This is a genomic window from Aquimarina algiphila (genome assembly GCF_007489275.1).
Taxonomy (GTDB): Bacteria; Bacteroidota; Bacteroidia; order Flavobacteriales; family Flavobacteriaceae; genus Aquimarina; species Aquimarina algiphila.
The window spans coordinates 16,064-34,442 of the sequence record NZ_VLNR01000012.1; the positions used below are offsets into that span (position 1 = coordinate 16,064).

An 18,379-nucleotide genomic window follows, 5' to 3' on the forward strand; every position below is an offset into this window, starting at 1 on the left:
GATGTGTTTTATCTTCTTTTTGGTTTAATTTTTGCTGATTTTTATGGTTTTTTAGTAAAAAATATGATAATAGTTTAAATTCTTGTTTCTTAATTTTCGATAATCGTAAAAATCAAGTTTTTTAAAATTTTGTAATATCCTTAGAATCATTTACTTGAAATATGTTTTCTCTAAATTAGATACTAAATAAAACATAATCTGGTTTTCTGAAATGCCTATGTAATATGATGTTTTCTTATTATTTTATATTTAATATTTTTGAGTTAGGCTACCTTTTTATTTTTGATTTTTCTTTTTTTTGCACTTCTTTTATCAATTTCATAATTAATTTGTCTTTCATCTATTTCGCTGTTATTTATAATTATTTTTACGTAATTATACGTAATTTTGATTTTCAATAGAAACTAGATAAAACTCTTTATGTCCGTATTCAAATCATATAAAACAACGTGTTCATATTGTGGTGTGGGCTGTGGAATTATTGCTAAAAAAGATCCTAAGGGTGCAATCACGGTAGAAGGAGACCCAGATCATCCTGTAAATCGTGGAATGTTATGTTCAAAAGGAATGAATCTGCATCATGTGGTACAGGATAAGAGTGATCGAATCTTGTATCCAGAAATGAGATGGAGTAAAGGGCATGAGCGTCAACGGGTATCTTGGGATCAAGCTTTAGATAGAGCAACCTCAGTCTTTGATACAATAATTAAAAAATATGGACCAGATAGCGTTGGTTTTTATGTGTCAGGGCAATGTCTTACAGAAGAGTATTATCTGGTTAATAAGCTAACAAAAGGTTTTATAGGAACCAATAATATTGATACAAACTCTAGATTGTGCATGAGCTCTGCTGTAGTTGGGTATAAACAGGCACTTGGTGAAGATAGTGTTCCTATTTCTTATGAGGATATAGAATTGGCGGATTGTTTTATGATTGCTGGCGCTAATCCTGCTTGGTGTCACCCTATACTGTTTAGGAGAATCGAAGCACATAAAGAAAGAAAACCTAATACTAAAATTATTGTAGTTGACCCCCGCAAAACACCATCTTGTGATATTGCCGATTTACATTTGCAGATTTTTCCCGGTACAGATGTGATATTGTATAATGCTATTGCTAAGCGATTGATTGATAGAAAAAAAATCGATAAGCAGTTTATAACAAATCATACAGACGATTTCGAAAAACTTAAAACAACTTTACAATCAGTTTCATTAAGTGATTCTGCTAAAGCTTGTGGAGTAACCGTTGCAGATATAAAAAAAGCAGCTACATATATTGCTGATGCAAAAGGGTTTATTACACTTTGGGCTATGGGACTTAATCAAAGTTCTATTGGAGTGAATAAAAATAATGCGTTGTTAAATTTGTCTTTGTTAACAGGTCATATAGGAAAACCGGGATCAGGACCATTTTCATTAACTGGGCAGCCAAATGCAATGGGGGGTAGAGAAGTTGGAGGTATGGCGAATCTTTTGGCAGCGCATAGAGATTTAGGTAACGATGAGCATAGGAGAGAGGTGGCGAATTTCTGGGGAGGTAAAGAAATATCTCCAAAACCAGGGTATACTGCTACCGAAATGTTTGATGCTTTAGAAAATGGTAAGTTAAAAGCAGTTTGGATTATATGTACAAATCCATTGGTGAGTTTACCTAATTCTAATAAAGTAGAAAAGGCCTTACAAAACGCAAAATTTGTAGTAGTTCAGGATATATCACATCGTGCTGAGACTTTAGAATTTGCAGACTTAGTACTTCCTGCAGCAGGATGGGCAGAGAAAGAAGGTACGATGACGAATAGCGAACGACGTATAACGTATCTCAATAAAGTGGTGGATCCCCCTGGAGAAGCTCTACCTGATGTCGAAATCTTATGGAAATTTGCACAGCGAATGGGATATAAAGGATTTGATTATACTTCGGCAGAAGAAGTATATAAAGAACATTGTAGATTAACAAAGGGAACCTCTATTGATGTATCAGGTCTTTCTTACAGCCGTCTTAAGATGGAAGGAAGTTTTCAGTGGCCAGTGCCAGAATCTAATCATTCGGGTACACCAAGATTATTCGAGGATAAAAAGTTTTATACAGATACAGGTAATGCTAAGTTTATTGTTCCAAAATTTAATAAACCCACCTCAGAACTTCTTACAGAAAAACACCCTTTAATTCTCACAACAGGAAGGGTGAGAGATCAATGGCATACTCGCACAAAAACGGGTAAAGTAAATAAGTTGATTACACATATTCCAGATCCGTATTTGGAGATTAATCAAGTAGATGCCTTTTTAAGAAAATTAAAGGATGGTGATATTGCTGTGGTAGAGAGTAGAAGAGGTAAAGTACAGGTAAAAGTAAAAGTGTCTGATAACATAGGAAAAGGAGTGGTTTTTCTTCCTATGCATTGGGGAAAGGTGATGGGTAACGATTATGGTAGAGCAAATAACCTTACTACAGATATCTTAGATCCAATTTCTAAAGAACCAGATTTTAAATATTCTGCGGTTCAGGTTTCTAAATTTGTGAAATCAAAACAAAAGATTTGTATTATAGGAGCTGGTACAGCCGCGTATCGTTTTATACAGACATATAGAGAGTATAATACCGAAGATGAGATTGTAGTGTTTTCAAAGGAGCCTTATCCGTTTTATAATCGAGTGTTGCTTCCTGAGTATGTTAGTGAAGAATTAAAATGGGAGCAATTGCAGAAAATGCGAGAAGGAAGCATGGAATCTCTAAATGTGAACTTGTGTACTAGTAATCCTGTTGCAGAAATTAATAGAGAAGATAAATTTATCATAGATAGCAAAGGAGATAAACATGATTACGATGTTATTTTAATGGCAACCGGTAGTCGTGCATTTGTGCCAAAAGAAGTACCTGTTCATTTGCCAGGGAGATTTACAATGCGGGACAGAGGGGATGCTGATAAATTAAAAACATATCTTAATGAAACTGGCCTGCCAGAAAACGAACAACATGTAGCAATAGTAGGAGGAGGGCTGTTAGGGTTGGAACTTGCAGCTGCATTACGTAAAAAACAAGTTAAAATAACTATTGTACAAAGAGGAAACCGATTAATGGAGCGTCAATTAGATATTGTAGCGAGTCGTTTATTAGCAGAGGATGTTCTCGAGAAAGGGATTCAGATTCATTTTGATAATGAAGTGGATACTGTGTTTAATCAAGAAGGAGGAGATCTTTTGGTAAACTTAAAATCAGGAAAATCATTTGGTTGTAATGCGGTGGTATATTCAATTGGTACAATTCCTAATATTGACTTGGTAAAGAAAACAAATGTGGATTGTCGTCGCGGAATTCTTGTAAATCAGTATTTACAATCTAGTGATCCCAATATATTTGCTGTGGGTGAAATAGCAGAATTTGAAGGTGATTTATATGGTATCACAGCTGCTGCAGAGCAACAGGCGGATATCGTTGCGAAGTATTTATTGGGAGATTATAGTGCAATTTACAGAGGATCTGTATTTATGAATATCCTTAAGTTTGAAGATCTTGATCTATGCAGTATTGGTAGTGTTGATATACCAAAAAATGATTCATCCTTTGAGGAGGTTGTTTTGATGGATGTTCGAAAGCGTTTTTATAAAAAATGTATTGTAAAGGATGATCGATTAGTTGGAGCTATATTAATGGGAGATAAGAGTGAATTTGCTGATTTTAAGAATCTTATTGAAGGGAAGATCGAATTATCAGAGAAACGGGAAGAATTATTAAGATCTGCTACATCTAATGAACCCGTGATTGGTAAACTCATTTGTTCTTGTAGTCAAGTTGGAGAAGGTAACTTAGAAGAGGCAATTAAGTCTGGATGTGAAGATTTCTCAGAATTGTGCACTAAAACTGGAGCAGGTCTGGGATGTGGTAGTTGTAAACCCGAAGTTAAAGAAGTGTTGAATTCTGTATTACAATTAGCATAGTGTTAAAGTGTTTTTTGAAGATTTAAAACTGAATAAAAATGAATAAAGAACAGTCTTTGCAAAGAATTGATGTAAAAGGAGGTGTGCTATCTCCTATAGAGTTACAGCGTATTATAAGCTATGCACAAAATCTTGGATTGGAAACATTTCATTTTGGGTCTAGACAAGATATTATTTTTCCGTTACAGGATGGTAATGGAGATTTAATTATCGAAAAAGAATCCTTTGACCCCTCTTTTTTCACTTCTGAAATACAGCAAAATATAAGCTGTTCTTACGTTTCAATAGATATTTTTAATGCTACAGTATGGTTAAGAGGAACGACCTATTTATATATTTTAGAAAATTTTAGATATAAACCAGAATTGAAAATAAATATTACAGATCCTAAACAACAAATTGTACCTTTATTTTCTGGAGATCTTAATTTTATTGCATCTTCACATGAAGATTATTGGTATTTGTTTCTAAAATTACCAGGCTGGGAAGAGGAATATTATCCTGTGCTAATTTATACTTGGGATATTGCAAAGGTGGCAGAAGCGATTGAGAACGCCTATAAAAAGGTAGGAGATGTTAATGAGCTTTTTTTGTTTTTAAATGAAAATTTGGATACTAATAATAGAGTTATAGAGAAACCGCTTCGAGTTGCTTTTAATCCTTTTCCTTACTATGAAGGAATGAATAAAATGGGGATTAACCAATACTGGTTAGGATTGTATTGGAGAAATAATCAATATGATTTAGAATTTCTTAAAACACTATGTGATTTTTGTGTAGAACATAGAATCGGAAAAATCTGCTTAACACCATGGAAATCATTTATTATTAAAGCGATTCCCAAGGAGAGTAAATTAGCATTAGAAAAGCTATTAGGACAGTCTGGAATAAATGTTCGACATTCTTCGTTAGAATTAAATTGGCATCTGCCAGTTAATGATAAAAAAGCTTTAGATCTGAAAAAATCTTTAGTGATGAATTTTGATCAGAATGATATCAGTACGTATGGATTGACATTTGGAGTTACTGCCAGTAAAAATAGAAACCGGTATTTTACTTCAATAATGATAGAAGAAAATAAAATATCTCAACCTATAGAGGATTTTGTAGTACGACCGACTTATAATGTCTTGTATGCAAGGAATTTTAATCCGAATTCAAGAATGTATAAAGTATATGCTCAGGATATTGATCAGATGGATCTGCCTAGACTACTAATTGAATTAACTAAAACTTATTTTCAGAACCTGGGAACAGAGGAGGATGAACAAGTTCAAAATTTTATAGCCAAAAGAGAGAGTATTGAAATAGAAGTGTATCAATGTAAAGATTGTAAAACCATTTATGATCCCTCAGTGGGTGATGTAACTTTAGAAATTCAGGCTGGTATCGATTTTCATGATTTGCCAAAAACTTATTCTTGCTCCCTATGTGAGGCTACTAAGGATAATTTTGAAAAAATAATTTTAGAAGTTGTCTAAATATTTTTTCAAATCAATACATTCCGGTTAAAAAAAATAGGGGTAAAAAAAAGACTCTTCTATCTCTATTGGTATGTGATCAAAACTTTTTAGGGCTTATTATTAGTTGATATGATGTTTTTTTTCTATTCATTCATTGGAAAAAAAAGAATTTTCCTAATACTCAATTAGCAAATACTCAATTTGGATAATCTAAATTTCATCAAAATGTAAATTTTCAACACATACCCTATATTTTATAGGGTGTATTTTTAATTTTTGACTAATTATATATAGATTTGACTTGTTTTTATAGGGTATGGTTTAATTTAAATGTGTTTTTATAAAATTAGACCCTATAAAAATAAGGGTATTATGTTTTTAATAAAAAAGTAAAGAAAATATTTTAACATGTAGTGTTAGATATTATTAATCACTAAAATTTATGCTTATGAATTTAGAAGAAGTAATTATGGCCTCGATTGCAGAGTTTTTGGATGTAGAAGTACATAGGGATACAGAAACCTTAGATTTAGCTTCAAAAATAGAAATCGTTCAAAAAAGGATGATGGACAAAACAAAGAATAGTCCATACCCTTCTTTCAATGATGGGAGATCCAAAGAGTATGAATACGAAATGTTTTTTAGCAGTAACCCTAATGACATGATCAAAATTGATGGATGGGTACCAATAGAAACAGAAAAAATAGGTAAAGCTGATAAAATATTAGAATATATAGAAATAGGTCTTTTGCGAAAAATTGAAGTTAGTTATAGCTAACAAACATTAGTTATATTGATTTAACTAAGTTTGAAGAAAAGCTTTTTTTGCCCCAGGTTTACTTACGTTTTGTGTCTGATTAAAATCAGTCATATGTTTTAAATTAACCGATTATAATATTTAGAGAATATTATGATCGGTTTTTTTATTTGATTCTCTCGAAACAAAAAATATTCTACCAATGAAAATCTCTATCCTCGATTTTTATATGTTCAGAAACAAAAGTGTCGACAAAAGTACTTTTAGAAGAAAATTGCTTGTGTCTGAATTGAATTCTAAGCGTATCCTTATCGAGTTTTAAGATTTTGAAAAACTTATAATTCTTATCAATGTGCATGATATCCGGAAGCTGATCGCTAGTTAATTTTATGTATGGATTTCCTTTTTTATCCTTAGTGATCTCCCAATTTCCTAATAAAGTTAGACCACAATCTTGATGATCGCCATTATTATCCCTAAACATCATATCTGGAGAATAAGTAGCTCTATATGAAAGAAAACAACCTCTCATGTTCATGCGAGTACCATTATTATATCTCCATGCTAATTTCCAGGTTTTTCCTGTTTCTCCTGCCAATAAGGATATGGCATTGTCTGGAAGGATGTATGGCTTTTTTGAAGATTTTGTGCAAGATGTAAAACTAAGTACCACAATGAGAATAACTAGTGATGACGAATATATTTGCATAATACATATTTTGATTTCTATAATATCAAAAATCATACCCATAGTTTATAAAGGATAAATTGTTAATACTTCTGTGCAAAAGTATTCGACATACCTTCTGTTTTACATATGTTTTAAACTTACTTTTACTTACAAATTCTACCAGTCTTGTTAGGATGTATTTATAAAAATTAAGATTAGATAGATTACCATATGACAGAATATGTACTTTTAACAGATGAGCAAAGTTATTTTGTAGAATATCTTATTGGTGAGCTTGTTTTGTCTACTAGTATAAGTGAAGCAATGAAATTTGATGATGAACATATCGCTTTAAGATTTAAGCAAATGCTTCATAACTCATGTAAGTTAACAACTAGTGTAAATACTTACATAGGATAATACATGATTTTAAAATTTGTATTCTTATTCTCATCCTCCTATAAGTCGTAAAACATAATCTAGTTCTGGATCTCTACCCGATATTAGATCTTCTACGGTTAGAATTATATGTTTATCTGGAGGTACACCAGATCCTTTAGGGATGGTTTTATCTTTAACATAGTGATTAACTTTTTCCATAGACATGGACATAAGTATTTTGGAGTTTGGGAATTCATAGAAAACAGGAAATTCAGCATTAAAGAAATAATAACCTCCACCATTTTCTTCTCCTATCAATAGCATATCGGGATCATTTTTTACATTTAGTGTAAACGTTGAGCCTGCAGCAAAAGTTGCTCCTCCTGACAATACATAAACTTTCCCTTTAAAACGATCTTTATCAGGTACCATAACAGCTTCCATATCATCAAATGCGAGCTTCCAACCATCATATATAGGGTGATTATTAAATTTATCTTTTAAAAATTCTTTTTCATTAAGAAATGTTTGTGTTACGTATTTTCGTTCAGGGATAGAAAGAGAAGTAACATATTCACTAGTAACTTGCTTAAAGATACTTTTTGTGATAAAAGAATATAAATGAACTGCGCTAGATCTGAAACCTCCATTATTTTGACGAACATCGATAATAAGATGACGAATCTTTTTCTTATTGATTTCTTTGAAAATTTTTGTCAACTTCGATTTAAATATTCTTGTATCACCTTCAAAAGTATTTACGACTAAAATTGCTGTATTAAGTTTTTCCTTATAATAAACAAAAGGGTCTTTATTACTGATATATGTATTAAAAAAATCAAAGTCATTTTCTTTGTTATGATATTTGGCAAAGTATGAATTGCGCTTGGTATTTCTTAATCTAACTTTTGCAAAAGATTCTGCTGGGAGGGAGAGTGTCTTATTTATTCCATTGGGTTCTGTATAGTTGATATTAAATTGTTTTTCTATACCATATTCGTAGGCAAAATACAAACCAAATTTTAATTCAATATCTCTATATTTTTTAGTTAAATTATATCCATCACTGGCAACATACTTTTTCATTCTTTCTAAAACTTCAGAAATCTTTTTGCCATTAATCTCATGAATTTTTGAGCCAACCGGAATTCCAAAATCCTCTGTATCAGTATAAAATTCGGTGTTTATTATTTTCAAAATTAAAGGAAAATAATATTGATCTGTTTTTATTGTATTTGGAGCATATAATATAAGATGCCCATCTTTGATCTTATCTGTAATGTTTAACATTTTTTTATACAGATCTATATCAGAATTTTTAGAACCAAGTGATTCTTTGGTGTCTTTAAAAATATAATTCAGAGAATCCTCATCAATAAATTCATATAAGGTTGGGTGTCCTTTTTTCAAGATGCTTTCAAAAATCTTAAAATCTTCCTTAACTCCTAAAGAGTCAACATGTCTTTGGGCAGATACTACATAAGAAAATATATAAAAAAGCACAAAAAACTGTGTTTTCTTCATTTGATAATTTTGAAAAATGATTCTTTACTTAATTAACTTCTTTAGATTGGTAATTGTTGCAATCTTTTTGATTTCCCAGATGTAAAAGTAATAAAATTGTATGTTGAATTGATTGATAGATGTTGTAAAAAAAAAGGGCACGCTATAGCGTACCCTTTTAAAGAAGTTTATTTAGACTTATTTTGTTAGTTCAATTTTCGCAATTGTTTTTTAATTTTTTTAATTGCCGATTCTATTGACTTTTCGGGTTCTATCACGTTATACTCTCCCCAGAATTGAGGATCAGAAAACCCAGAAGCTTCATCACTAATCACCACAGATGATTTTAACCTATCTTTTGGTTTAAGCGTTTCGTTGTCAATATTCTTTTTCCAATCGGTAATCGCCATTTCAACATTTAACCTATAATTTGAATTAAATAATTTCTTTTTCCAATTTATTTTTACCGCAAGATCAATTCTGCCGTATCCATAATACCATTTACCATTCTTTTGTCGATAATCAATATTATAAGTGGCTTCTGTAAAATATACTTTGGCTCTATTAGGTTTTTTACGAACAAACATTTTACTGACTTCTTCTTTGTTTTCTGTATTCAGGCTAAAAATAGCCTTTGTCATAGCCAAGGTTTCTGCATCTATATATAGTTTACCAAAGTATAAAGGTTCTTCGATTGAAGGAAGCTGTTTAAATTTTAGTACGTAAATGTATCGATCATTAATTTTGGTCGATTTATCAAAACTAAAATCATAGAATTTTAGCATCTCTTCGGTAAATATGTTTTCAGGATTTTTCATTACGTCTATGTACAGTGTACTAGTCGGTCCTCCTTGTAGTTTTAACGTTAGTGTGTCTAGTTTTTTATAGTCAGCGCTTTTTCTAGCCTTAAACAGCTTAATAATGTCCGTTTTTTTTGATTCGTATGGGTTTTTATAGATATCAACTACAGCTTCAGAAAGAGAAACATAAGTTCTTCTTTTCTTAATTGTTTCTCGATAAAAAGCGGTCATTATTGTATTATCATTAATATAGTTGACCCCTTTTCGTTTTATAACTTCACGTATAAGGGCTTCAGGATCTCTTGGATCAATGGTAACTTCTGATAGTTCTGTTACTGATAAACTCAGTTTTATTTTTAATTCCTGACCTTTAAATTCTGATAGTGAAACTATTTTGTCTAAGTAACCAAGATGTGAAATAGTAATTTTACCATCAGCCATATTCTTAGGAACTTTTAATAAAAACTCTCCTTCATCATTTGTAACGGTAGAAATATTAGTTTCATTTACAGTTATAGAAGCAGATATAAGAGGTGTATTATTTTCTTTATCTACAGCTACTCCTTTGTACTCATTATAATTTACTGAATTTTGAGAATCGATATCTTGATAATATGTAAATGCGTGCATATGTGTTGAATATCCGATAATCAATAAAACAAACAGTATAAGAGCCTGATGCTTTTTGTAAAATAAAATATTTTTCATAGCTATTTTTTTTGGTTGTAAATTCTATGTATTGAGTTTAATCCTAACTTACAAGGTAAGAAATTTTCTTGATGTAATTTGCTGTAGATACGTTAAAAACAGAGGTGAGAAGTCAATTGATTTAGAATTTATGACTTTTAATGATATTCATGGTGATCTCCAAACCAGTTCTTAAGTTTAATGTTTAGAATTTCTGTTGTAAAAGGTTTTGTGATATAATCATCTAGACCTTTGGCAATGTAACGTTCTGCGTCACCGGGAAGTGCATTTGACGTAAGTGCAATTATAGGTGGGATTTTGGTGTATTTTTCACGAATTAGATTGCAGGTTTGTACTCCGTCTAATTCTGGTAGGTTTATATCCATTAAAATAAGATCATACGTATCTTCTTTGAATATTTTTAATGCTTGTTTTCCATCTTTCGCAATATCAGAAGTACATCCTAAGTATTTTAATATTTGTTCAGAGACAAGTATGTTAGTGTCTGAGTCTTCAACTAATAAAACATGTAGGTTGTATTTTTGATTTTGTTTTTTTAGAGAAGGAGTATTCTCTTTGGTTATTGTTAAATTAGATCGAGTCGTTTTAAAGGTAAACCAAAAATTACTTCCTTTGCCTAATTCACTTTTGACTCCTAATTTTCCTTGCATAAGACCTACTAGTTTTTTACAAATAGTGAGCCCAAGACCACTTCCTTCTCCGGCTGTGATAGAAGCTTCATGAAATTGACTAAAACGAGTAAAAAGAGTCTCCTGGTCTTTTTTATTAATACCAACCCCAGAATCTATAACCTCTAATTTTATCACTAAATCATCGTTCTTTTTTGATGATAAAGAGGCTTTTATGTGTATGTCACCTCCTTCGGTAAATTTAATAGCATTGCCTATAAGATTAGAAATAATTTGAGTTAAACGATTACCATCTGCAAGAATAGTAGTTGGTAATTCTTCTGAATAATCGAGAAACATATCAATTTCTTTTGCCTTAGCTGTTGCTAGAAAAAGATTCATGTTTTGATGTATTGTTTTTTTAAAATCAATATGTGTCGGAGTTAAATCAAATTTTCCTGCTTCTATTTTTGATAGATCCAAAATTTGATTTAAAATATCTAATAAGTTTAGAGAAGATTGATGAATGATATTTACATATTCTTTTTGTAAACTATTTAGGGGTGTGTTTTTAAGAAGCAAATCTATCATACCTATTACGCCTACCATAGGTGTTCTTATTTCATGACTCATATTTGCAAGAAAATCTTGTTTGAATTTTGAAGCCTTTAATATTTGATGGTTTTTTTCTTTTAAACGATCTAGGTTTCTTCCACCAAACATGGCAAATAGTCCAAGAAATAGAGGAGCTGTATCTATAATATAATGAATTGGATAGTTCTTTTGAACAAAGATTGCAGATTTCCAGGAAAGTTCCATATCCAGTCTCATTATATCAATACACGTGGCTAGAATAGGAAACATAAGTCCAAATAGTACTCCGTAAAAAGTATATTTTGCTACCTCAGATTTGAACCATGATATATGAACCATATGAATTGATTTGGTTGAGTTCTTACGTTAGTTTAGTGTTTAACAACCTGGAGGTAAGGAAGTAAATTTTTATAGGGGATTTCTTGTTAAATATAAGTCTTTTTTAAAATACAAAACTTAATGTTTCTCTAAAATTAAGAATTTTTGGTGTAAATAGATGCCATAAAAAAATCCGAAACAGAAGATCTGCTGCGGATTTTAAACCTTACTTTAGTGTTAAAATTATCCTTTGAAAACTATTTGCTTTAATTTATATCCTTCTATCTTAATTAGATAAGTTTTTGGATCTAAATAATTCTGAATATAGTCGTCAACTTCTCCTTTGTCTAATAATCTTCCAGACATATTATAAAGACTGTAGTTAAGACCTTGGGGAACTTCTTTTATATCTTTAAAAGTTTTTAAATCAGTACTTTGTTGGCAAGTGTCATCTGCCAAAAATCTGTCTATAAAGGTAATTCTTCCTTGTTCTTGTCCTTCAAGAGTAACGGTTGCAGTATCATCAATGTCGATTATACCATTACCAGTTAAATCACCAAGGATGATAAGACATGCATTTCTAACTTTAATACGAACACCATCTTCTAGATGTAAACTTTCTGTAATAAAAATAACACCTTCTTCTGTATTTTCATCCAAACCATTCACAATAGTGTTTTCTGTGACCGACATTAACTTATATGAAATATCGATTTTAGTATTTGCCAATGTAACGCTTGTTATAAACAAGACTAATAAGGGTAAAAGTGTTTTCATATAGCTTGGGGTTTTAGGGTTAAACCTTAATTTTAAATTTGTAAGAAATTTCTTTCTTGTTTTGGTTTTTTATCGTTGTAAAACATAAAATCAACGACAATATACAATAAATTATGTTAAAAACGTAACTTTTTTGCGCGGAAGATTGAAAATTATTTTTGTTTTAGCAGTATAAATCTTGAATACCCCCGTAATCACTGGAAGTTTTAGAAATAGAGATATTTTGTTTTTTTTAACAAATCTAACTTGAGTTTTATAATTCTATTGATTTTTACAGTATAAAAGTAAAGTTTGTATGAACTAAGTATTAAAGTTATACGTTCATTATAGTAATGATTAATAATTAGGTACTTTATTAGGTCAGAGGATATAATGTAATCATCAAGTATGTTATGAAATACGGTAAAACCATAATTTAACTCAATTTTATCAGTAATATTTGACAGTTGTCATTTTTTTTTGTATTTTTGTCGTAAAATAAATAGCCATGAGTGCAGTATCTCCTTTGGATTTTGATAGTTTTGAGAATAAAGGTTTATTACGATATCTAAATATAGATATTCCATTACGAAATATGTATGATTTTATTGAATTATCAAGAAATGGAATAGATAAAAAAGCATTGTTACATTTAGCCAAAACTATTGGTTTTGATCTCAAAGAATTAGCACATGTACTACATATGTCAGAACGTACTATCCAACGTTATGATTTGAATAAAAAATTAAGTACTGAGGCAAGTGCAAAGGCGTTACAATTAGCAAAACTTTATGCAAAAGGGGAAAATATTTTTGGAGACCTTATTCGTTTTAAGAATTGGATGGATCACCCAAGTGTTGCATTAGCTATGAAAAAACCAAAAGAACTTCTGGATACAACTTTTGGTTTTCAACTGCTTAATGAAGAATTAGTTAGAATCGAGCATGGAATCTTTGCATAATGCAAGTATATAGAATAGCAAAGCAAAAATACATTAAAGACCTTTCTGGAATTGGTGCAAAAACTGTAGGTGGAAGGTGGAATCCCAAAGGTATTGCGGTACTTTATACAAGTGCGTCTGTAGCTCTTTCGGCCTTAGAAGTATTAGCACATTTACCAGCTGCTTATTTCCCGGATGATATGGCAATTGCTACAATAACCATTCCTGATGAGCTGGTAACTACTATGCGTATAGAAACATTACCTGATAATTGGAATAAAATTCCTGTACCGATAGAAATTCAAAATTTTGCAGTTCCATGGATAACAGAGGAGAAATACTTAGGACTTAAGGTCCCTAGTATAATCATACCAAAAGAAGAAAACCTTCTCATCAATCCTTTGCATCCTAAATTTGGGGAAATAAAACTTGTGGACATAGAACCATTCTCTTTCGATACCAGATTGTTGAAATAAGAATTGTTTTTTTTGAGAAGCTAACTGTTTTATTTTGAATTTATTACTTTTTATAAATCTTATTTTTTAGTTAAAACTCTATATAAAGAGTATTAACATCTATCATTTTCCATAAATTACGCGCTTAATATGCGTAACAAATTCTCAATTTATACGTCATATTGCAGATAACTAATCTTAATTTACTAATAGAATGAGTATAAAAATGAAAAATGTTTATTTTTTAGCTGCATTTATTTTCGCTTTTGTGAGTTGTAAAAACGAAACAAAAAAAGATGATAGCGAGAGTGAAGTGGTAGCAGAGGTAGAAAAAATCCCCGGGATAGTCCTAGAAAATATGGATACGACCGTGAGCCCTAAAGAAGATTTCTATAACTATGTTAATGGAAGTTGGATGAAAACCACCGAAATTCCGGCGGACAGAACAACTTGGGGAGGATTTGGAGTGCTTCGTAAGTCAACAGATAAAGATGTACTGGAAATTTTGGATAAAGCTAAGAAAAGCGGGAAATACGGTGGAGATACCGATCAAGCAAAAGCATTAGCCATTTTTGATACCAAATTAGACACGGTAACAAGGAATAAAGCAGGTCTTACACCATTACAGTCAGCACTTGATGATATTGCATCGATTAAGAATCTTAATGACTTACAAACTGTACTGGCCAAAAACCCATCAGTTTCGTCACCATTCATAGGATTAGGTGTACAGGCAGATTTAAATAACAGTGCTATGAATGCGGTTTATCTTGGAGCAAATGGATTGGGATTACCAGATCGAGATTACTACTTAGATCAAGATGGTAAATCAAAAGAAATTCGTGTAGAATATAAAAAGCATATTGTTAGAATGTTGCAAATGTTGGGAGATTCAGAGTCCGACGCTACTGCAGCAGCAGACAAGATACTTGATTTAGAAACTAAACTTGCAGAACCAAGACTAAATAAAGTTGAAAGTAGAGATGCTCGTAACTATAATAATCCAAGAACAATAGCAGAAGCTGATAAAATGTTAACTTCAATAGATGTTAATAAAATGCTTAGTGATCTTGGTGTAACTAAGAAATTTGATACCATAATAGTTGCTCAATTACGATACACTAAAGCTTTAGATGGTTTCTTAAAGGATACGTCTATCGAAGATTTAAAGACTTTGATCAGATGGGATACATTTAATAATGCAGCTGGTCGCTTGACAACAGATGTTGAAACTGCTAATTGGGAGTTTTATAGTAAATATTTAAGTGGTCAAAAAGAACAACGTCCAGCAGATGAGCGTGCGCTTGCTACTGTAAATAGAACAGTTGGAGAAGCTTTAGGACAACTATATGTGGATGAAAAATTCCCGCCAGAAGCTAAGGCCAAGGCCGAAAAAATGATTGCTAATGTAATTGAAGCATATAAAGCTCGTATCCAGAAATTGGATTGGATGAGTGATGAAACCAAGGCAAAAGGGATTGAAAAACTGAATAAGTTTACTGTTAAAATTGGATATCCTGATAAATGGGAAGATTATTCTAAAATGGAAGTGTCTTCAGATAAAACCTATTTTGAGAATATGGCCGCTGTAGATAAGTGGGCAAGGGATAAGAATTTTGAGGATATAGGAGAACCTGTTGATAAAACAAAATGGGGAATGTCACCACAAACGGTGAACGCATATTTTAATCCACTTAATAACGAGATTGTATTCCCTGCAGCGATTTTACAACCACCTTTTTATAACTACACTGCTGATGAAGCTGTTAATTATGGAGGTATCGGTGCGGTAATTGGTCATGAGATTTCACACGCTTTTGATGATTCTGGAGCTCGTTTTGATGCAGATGGAAACCTTAAAAATTGGTGGACAGAAGAAGATCTTAAGGCATTTACAAAAAGAGGAGATGCATTAGCAGAGCAATATAGTGCTATAGAGGTATTGGATAGTGTATTTATCAATGGAAAATTTACCCTTGGTGAAAATATAGGTGATTTAGGAGGTGTATTAGGAGCTTATGATGGATTACAAATGCACCTTGCTGAAAACGGAAGACCAGAAGATATTGATGGGTTTACGGCAGAGCAGCGTTTCTTTATGTCTTGGGCTACAGTATGGAGAACAAAAATGCGTGAAGATGCATTAAGAACAAGAATCAAAACTGATCCACATTCTCCAGGCTTTACAAGAGCAATTCAACCGTTGTTAAATGTTCAGGCATTCTACGATGCATTTGAGATAAAAGAAGGTGATAAAATGTATTTAGCGCCAGAGAAAAGAGTTCAAATCTGGTAATACGTTTATTTATAATAGTTATATAATAAGACCCTGCTATCTGGCAGGGTTTTTTTATTCAATCTTCTTTAATTTCATTCATTAAAAGAAAAGCCTTGTTTACATATTCTTTTTCTAGAAACAAAGTAAAATAATTTGAAGTAGAAATAACCTCAAAAACAGGAATGCCTTCATATGCTAAGAGTTTAAAAATGTAAAAGTATAGTCCAATGGATTTAGAATTATCTTCGGGTAAGGCAATAGAAATAGAAGATAAATTATCTGCAACAGAGATACAGGTTTCAGCTTTAAAATGCTTTTCTACAATACTTTTAAGTGAAGATGTTACTAAAATATTACTCTCCTGGAAGTTGCTGGAATAAGTGAAATATGCTTTAGCTTCGTTTTTTACACTTTCTAAGAGATTACTCTGACTTGATAATATAGTGTTAGAATTTAAAAAGGTATATTCTGTTATTCCAGACCTTACTACAATATCTCCAAGGTTCCTCAAATTGTCAATATGCTTAATACGTCTGGGATGATAGCGCCTTAATGCCATTACAATAGATCCTGGTTTAACAGGTTTTTTCATAACTTTTTCTACTCTTGGCAATAAATCAATGGCCAAAGAACTAAAGTTTATAATATCTCTTGATAGAGCGTCCTCAAGAAAGGGTTGATGTCTAAGTATATTGTGTACGCAATCAGTAATTGTTTTCATTGTTATATATTTAACATTCTGTGCAAATTTATGCTTTTTCTTTTAAAATATTTATTATCTGTTCGTTATTAACTAATTATGCAACGTTAAAAAACAGTAAAAGTAAGATTGATGAAAATTTTAAAGTTTGGAGGAACTTCTGTAGGATCTGTTGAAAATCTAAATAGAGTTAAAGAAATTTTGACTTCTGATCAAGAAGATAAAATTGTAGTTTGTTCTGCAATGTCTGGAGTTACTGATCAATTGATTAGATTGGTAGAAAGTATAAAATTTAAAGATACAGATGCTATAACAAGAAATTTACATCGACTTGAGAGTAAACATAGTGATGTTATTGATGAGTTAATTGAAAACCAGGAAGTAAAAAATACACTTAAAGATGGTTTATCATCTATGATAACAGAAATGTTTGAGATATCTAGTCAAGATTATTCTGAAATTATTAATTCTAGGATTATTACATATGGAGAGACATTATTAACGTATATATTTTCTGGATTTTTAAATACTGTTGATGTGCCCAATGTACTTTTAGATGCCAAAGAATTTATGTATGTTGATTCTGTAGATAACCCCAATCTTGAGAAGGTTTCAAAAAAATTGAACAGGATATTAGAAAATAATATTCAATCTTCAATATATATTACTCAGGGATTTGTTTGTAGAAATACTAAAGAAGAGATTAGTCATTTAAAAAGAGGAGGTAGTGATTATACTGCTACAATTATTGGAGGAGCTATAAACGCTTCTGAGATACAAATTTGGACAGATATAGATGGCCTGCATAATAATGATCCACGATATGTGGATGAAACGCATCCAATATCTCACCTTACATATAACGAAGCTGCGGAGTTAGCATATTTTGGAGCAAAAATTCTTCACCCACAAACTGTTTCTCCTGTAGTAGATAAAGATATCCCTGTATTATTAAAAAATACTTTTGATCCAGAAGCCTCTGGAACAGTAATTTCTAATAAGACATACAGAAAAGGATTGAAAGCAATTTCTGCAAAGGATGGAATTACCGCGATTAAAATAAAGTCTAATCGAATGCTAATGGCGCATGGTTATCTTAGAAGGATTTTCGAAGTATTTGATAATTATCATACATCTATTGATATGATTACAACTTCAGAAATCGCCATATCATTAACTATTGATGATACTACCAATTTAGATAAGATTGTAAAAGAAATAGAAAACTATGCAGAAATAACAGTAGAACAGGATCATAGTATTATATGTATTGTTGGGGAATCTGTTATTAATGATAAGAATTCATATAAACTTTTTGAAATATTAAATTTTATTCCGGTTCGTATGGTTTCTTATGGAGGAAGTAATAATAATATATCTATTCTGGTAGATACAAAAGATAAAATTCCAACATTAAGATTTTTAAATGAAAAACTGTTTCAGGTTAAAGAAGAGGCAGTAGTATAATTGTTTGTTATGTAATTTGTACATAAATAAGTAGGGCAT

Annotated in this window: 14 protein-coding genes; 8 read left to right on the forward strand and 6 right to left on the reverse strand. The window is 31.3% G+C overall.

What is annotated here, in order from left to right; all coding sequences use genetic code 11:
• Window positions 1–420: 420 nt before the first annotated feature.
• The 3 genes from FOF46_RS07775 (at window position 421) to FOF46_RS07785 (ending at window position 6,183) form a co-directional block, all read left to right on the forward strand.
• On the forward strand, window positions 421–3,942 hold the full coding sequence (locus FOF46_RS07775) for a nitrate reductase (protein WP_143916071.1): 3,522 nt from the start codon (window positions 421–423) through the stop codon (window positions 3,940–3,942).
• 38 nt (window positions 3,943–3,980) lie between these two features.
• Entirely contained in the window at window positions 3,981–5,423 is a 1,443-nt protein-coding gene (locus FOF46_RS07780) for a rubredoxin (protein ID WP_109436488.1), read from the forward strand.
• A gap of 430 nt (window positions 5,424–5,853) precedes the next feature.
• Complete coding sequence (locus FOF46_RS07785; RefSeq protein ID WP_109436489.1) at window positions 5,854–6,183, forward strand: hypothetical protein; 330 nt, start codon at window positions 5,854–5,856, stop codon at window positions 6,181–6,183.
• 175 nt (window positions 6,184–6,358) lie between these two features.
• Here FOF46_RS07785 and FOF46_RS07790 read toward each other — a convergent pair whose 3' ends face one another.
• Entirely contained in the window at window positions 6,359–6,871 is a 513-nt protein-coding gene (locus FOF46_RS07790) for a lipocalin family protein (RefSeq protein WP_167571772.1), read from the reverse strand.
• Between the two features lie 192 nt (window positions 6,872–7,063).
• On the opposite strand from FOF46_RS07790, the gene FOF46_RS07795 reads away from it, so the two are divergent.
• A complete protein-coding gene (locus FOF46_RS07795; protein WP_109436491.1) occupies window positions 7,064–7,252 on the forward strand; it encodes a hypothetical protein in 189 nt (62 codons plus the stop codon).
• Between the two features lie 30 nt (window positions 7,253–7,282).
• On the opposite strand, the gene FOF46_RS07800 is transcribed toward FOF46_RS07795, so the two are convergent.
• From FOF46_RS07800 to FOF46_RS07815, 4 genes are all read right to left on the reverse strand, one after another.
• The gene (locus FOF46_RS07800; protein WP_143916073.1) at window positions 7,283–8,737 is read right to left on the reverse strand and encodes a S41 family peptidase; all 1,455 of its coding nucleotides are present in this window, start codon (window positions 8,735–8,737) and stop codon (window positions 7,283–7,285) included.
• Between the two features lie 185 nt (window positions 8,738–8,922).
• Complete coding sequence (locus FOF46_RS07805) at window positions 8,923–10,224, reverse strand: carboxypeptidase-like regulatory domain-containing protein (protein ID WP_109436493.1); 1,302 nt, start codon at window positions 10,222–10,224, stop codon at window positions 8,923–8,925.
• Window positions 10,225–10,361: 137 nt separating this feature from the next.
• Window positions 10,362–11,765, reverse strand: coding sequence for an ATP-binding protein (locus FOF46_RS07810; RefSeq protein WP_109436494.1), 1,404 nt, complete (start codon window positions 11,763–11,765; stop codon window positions 10,362–10,364).
• 222 nt (window positions 11,766–11,987) lie between these two features.
• Entirely contained in the window at window positions 11,988–12,521 is a 534-nt protein-coding gene (locus tag FOF46_RS07815; protein WP_143916074.1) for a hypothetical protein, read from the reverse strand.
• 487 nt (window positions 12,522–13,008) lie between these two features.
• Here FOF46_RS07815 and parS point away from each other — a divergent pair, with 487 nt between their 5' ends.
• From parS to FOF46_RS07830, 3 genes are all read left to right on the forward strand, one after another.
• Window positions 13,009–13,461: a type II RES/Xre toxin-antitoxin system antitoxin gene (gene parS / locus FOF46_RS07820; RefSeq protein ID WP_109436496.1), complete on the forward strand. Its 453-nt coding sequence runs from the start codon at window positions 13,009–13,011 to the stop codon at window positions 13,459–13,461.
• Window positions 13,461–13,916: an RES family NAD+ phosphorylase gene (locus FOF46_RS07825; protein ID WP_143916075.1), complete on the forward strand. Its 456-nt coding sequence runs from the start codon at window positions 13,461–13,463 to the stop codon at window positions 13,914–13,916. The genes parS and FOF46_RS07825 overlap by 1 nt, the downstream gene beginning before the upstream one ends.
• 205 nt (window positions 13,917–14,121) lie before the next feature.
• On the forward strand, window positions 14,122–16,191 hold the full coding sequence (locus tag FOF46_RS07830) for a M13 family metallopeptidase (protein ID WP_109436498.1): 2,070 nt from the start codon (window positions 14,122–14,124) through the stop codon (window positions 16,189–16,191).
• A 58-nt stretch (window positions 16,192–16,249) separates the two neighbouring features.
• On the opposite strand, the gene FOF46_RS07835 is transcribed toward FOF46_RS07830, so the two are convergent.
• Entirely contained in the window at window positions 16,250–16,894 is a 645-nt protein-coding gene (locus FOF46_RS07835) for a hypothetical protein (RefSeq protein WP_109436499.1), read from the reverse strand.
• A gap of 111 nt (window positions 16,895–17,005) precedes the next feature.
• On the opposite strand from FOF46_RS07835, the gene FOF46_RS07840 reads away from it, so the two are divergent.
• Complete coding sequence (locus tag FOF46_RS07840; protein ID WP_109436500.1) at window positions 17,006–18,340, forward strand: aspartate kinase; 1,335 nt, start codon at window positions 17,006–17,008, stop codon at window positions 18,338–18,340.
• The last annotated feature ends 39 nt before the right edge of the window (window positions 18,341–18,379 follow it).